The sequence below is a fragment of the Spirosoma horti genome (genome assembly GCF_054776595.1).
Genome location: NZ_BAAHBQ010000024.1, coordinates 1,537 through 4,724, shown reverse-complemented (window position 1 = coordinate 4,724; position 3,188 = coordinate 1,537). Strand labels below are relative to the sequence as shown.

Genomic DNA, 3,188 nt, shown 5'->3' with positions numbered 1-3,188 from the left:
TTTTGGGACAGGCCTTCTGTGGTTTCAATAGGTGGCATCTTCCTACTCTCCCGCTTGTGACAGCAGTACCATCGGCAGTACGGGGCTTAACGACTCTGTTCGAAATGGAAGAGGTGAACACCCGCCTTAACTACACCAACCTAATTGACTCGTTTGACCAATAACGGTCAATATCAATGTCTTTTTTCCTACAGAGAGAGATCCCGATGACAGCCTACCAATCAGGCCTTCCTTTTGACAAATAACTATCGATGCTCGCAAAGCTTTGAATAAACACGCTTCCGGGGTCATTAGTACGGCTCAGCTTAACGACTCTCACCGCTTATACCTGCCGCCTATCCACGTCGTCGTCTCCAACACCCCTTTATACCGGAACACTCATCTTCAGGCCAGTTTCGCACTTAGATGCTTTCAGCGCTTATCTGATCCCCACGTAGCTACTCAGCCATACCACCGGCATGATAACTGATGCGCCAGCGGTGAGTCCATCCCGGTCCTCTCGTACTAAGGACAGATCCCGTCAGTATTCCCACGCCCACCACAGATAGGGACCGAACTGTCTCACGACGTTCTGAACCCAGCTCGCGTGCCACTTTAATCGGCGAACAGCCGAACCCTTGGAACCTTCTCCAGCCCCAGGATGTGACGAGCCGACATCGAGGTGCCAAACCTCCCCGTCGATGTGAGCTCTTGGGGGAGATCAGCCTGTTATCCCCGGCGTACCTTTTATCCTTTGAGCGATGGCCCTTCCATGCGGAACCACCGGATCACTATACCCGACTTTCGTCCCAGATCGGCTTGTGGGCCTCACTGTCAAGCTGGCTTCTGCTATTGCACTCCCCTACCGATTACCGTCCGGTATGAGCCAACCTTGGGAAACCTCCGTTACCCTTTCGGAGGTGACCACCCCAGTCAAACTACCCACCAAACAAGGTCCGGATTCCTCCGTTAGAACGCCAGTAAGCCAAGGGCGGTATTTCAAGGTTGGATCCAGGATGCCTGGCGACACCCCTTCAACTCCTCCCGCCTATCCTACACATGACTGACCGGCATTCAATGTTAAGCTGTAGTAAAGGTGCACGGGGTCTTTCCGTCCCGTGGCGGGTAAGCGGCATCTTCACCGCTACTACAATTTCACCGAACTCATGGTTGAGACAGTGCCCAGATCGTTACACCATTCGTGCAGGTCGGAACTTACCCGACAAGGAATTTCGCTACCTTAGGACCGTTATAGTTACGGCCGCCGTTTACTGGGGCTTCAGTTCAAACCTTCGGGTTACCCCTAAGCTCCCCCCTTAACCTTCCAGCACCGGGCAGGTGTCAGACCCTATGCGTCAACTTTCATTTTGGCAGAGTCCTGTGTTTTTGGTAAACAGTCGCCTGGGCGTCTTCTCTGCAGCCTCCCATCGCTGAGTAGGCCCCCCTTATCCCGAAGTTACAGGGTAATTTTGCCGAGTTCCTTAACCATGATTCTTTCGCGCACCTTAGAATATTCTTCCCAGCTACCTGTGTCGGTTTACGGTACGGGTATCCACACGCTTAACGATCAACCACTTTTCTTGGAAGCCCCTTCAAGTCTTCGCTTCAGCCGAAGCCTCGGCTCAACGCCCTATTCCGTCAGGACGTAAACTCTCCGGCACTCCGTCATGGCCTCTCCTGCGTAGATAGTAGTGGAATATTAACCACTTCCCCCTCAAAGCCCGGCATTCGCCTGCTCCTTAGACCCCGACTAACCCTCCGATGACTGCCATCGCGGAGGAAACCTTAGCTTTTCGGTGTGAGGAGTTCTCATCCTCATTCTCGTTACTTATGCCTACATTTGCTTTTCCATGCGGTCCACCAGGGCTCACGCCCCAACTTCACCCCCCATGGAATGCTCTCCTACCACATCATGCTCGTGCATGAGTCCATAGCTTCGGTGATGTGCTTGATGCCCGTTTATTATCGACGCCCGCCCCGCTCGACCAGTGAGCTGTTACGCACTCTTTAAAGGAATAGCTGCTTCCAAGCTAACCTCCTGGCTGTCTCAGCAGCCGGACCGCCTTTGTTCAACTTAGCACACACTTAGGGACCTTAGCTGATGGTCTGGGTTGTTCCCCTCTCGGAGCAGGACCTTAGCACCCTGCCCCTCACTGCCACGCACCTCTCTGCGCATTCGGAGTTCATCAGAAGTTGGTAGGATGTGACTCCCCCGCATCCTGTTGGTCGCTCTACCTCACAGACAGTAACACGTAACGCTGTTCCTAAAAACATTTCGGAGAGTACGAGCTATTTCTCAGTTTGATTGGCCTTTCACCCCTATCCCCAGCTCATCCGGAAGCTTTTCAACGCTTATCGGTTCGGCCCTCCACGGTGTGTTACCACCCCTTCAGCCTGGCCAGGGATAGATCACCAAGTTTCGCGTCAACCCCCACTGACTAGACGCCCTGTTCAGACTCGCTTTCGCTTCGGCTTCTCTCCTCAAGAAGATTAACCTCGCCAGTGACGGTTACTCGTAGGCTCATTATGCAAAAGGCACGCTGTCACGCCACACTGGACGCTCCAACCGCTTGTAAGCGCCTGGTTTCAGGATCTATTTCACCCGGGTACTCCCCGTACTTTTCACCTTTCCCTCACGGTACTCTGCGCTATCGGTCTTCTGATTGTATTTAGCCTTACCGGATGGTGCCGGCTGATTCAAAGGGAATTTCTCCGGTTCCCCCCTACTCAGGATCCCCAACCCACTAGTGCCCTGACCGGTACGGGACTCTCACCCTCTATGGTGTCTTTTCCCAAAGACTTTCCGTTCGTTTACTAATTTGATGTCGGGTCCTACTACCCCGCCTACGCCGTAACGTAGATGGTTTGGGCTCTTCCCCGTTCGCTCGCCACTACTCAGGGAATCACAATTGTTTTCTCTTCCTGCGGGTACTTAGATGTTTCAGTTCTCCGCGTTCGCCCCTCGAAAGGTACTGGTTCTTCAAACCAGTGGGTTGCCCCATTCGGATACCAACGGATCAGCCCCTGCCAGCGGGTCCCCGTCATGTTTCGTCGCTTGCCACGTCCTTCATCGCCATCAGAAGCCTTAGGCATCCCCCAGACGCCCTTTTGCTGCGTGTTCATCACGCTTTACTCGATACCTATTTGTCACTAGATAAACTAGTTTGGTTTTCTATCATCATGAATCAACAATGTGATTCAATCTCTCC

General features: G+C 53.1%; 2 rRNA genes. Both read right to left on the bottom strand.

The annotated features are described in order from the left end of the window. Positions 1-29 precede the first annotated feature (29 nt). Positions 30-140 (bottom strand): 5S ribosomal RNA (gene rrf / locus ACYVAM_RS31750). 129 nt (positions 141-269) lie between these two features. Continuing rightward, a 23S ribosomal RNA gene (locus tag ACYVAM_RS31745) occupies positions 270-3,100 on the bottom strand. Positions 3,101-3,188: the final 88 nt, after the last annotated feature.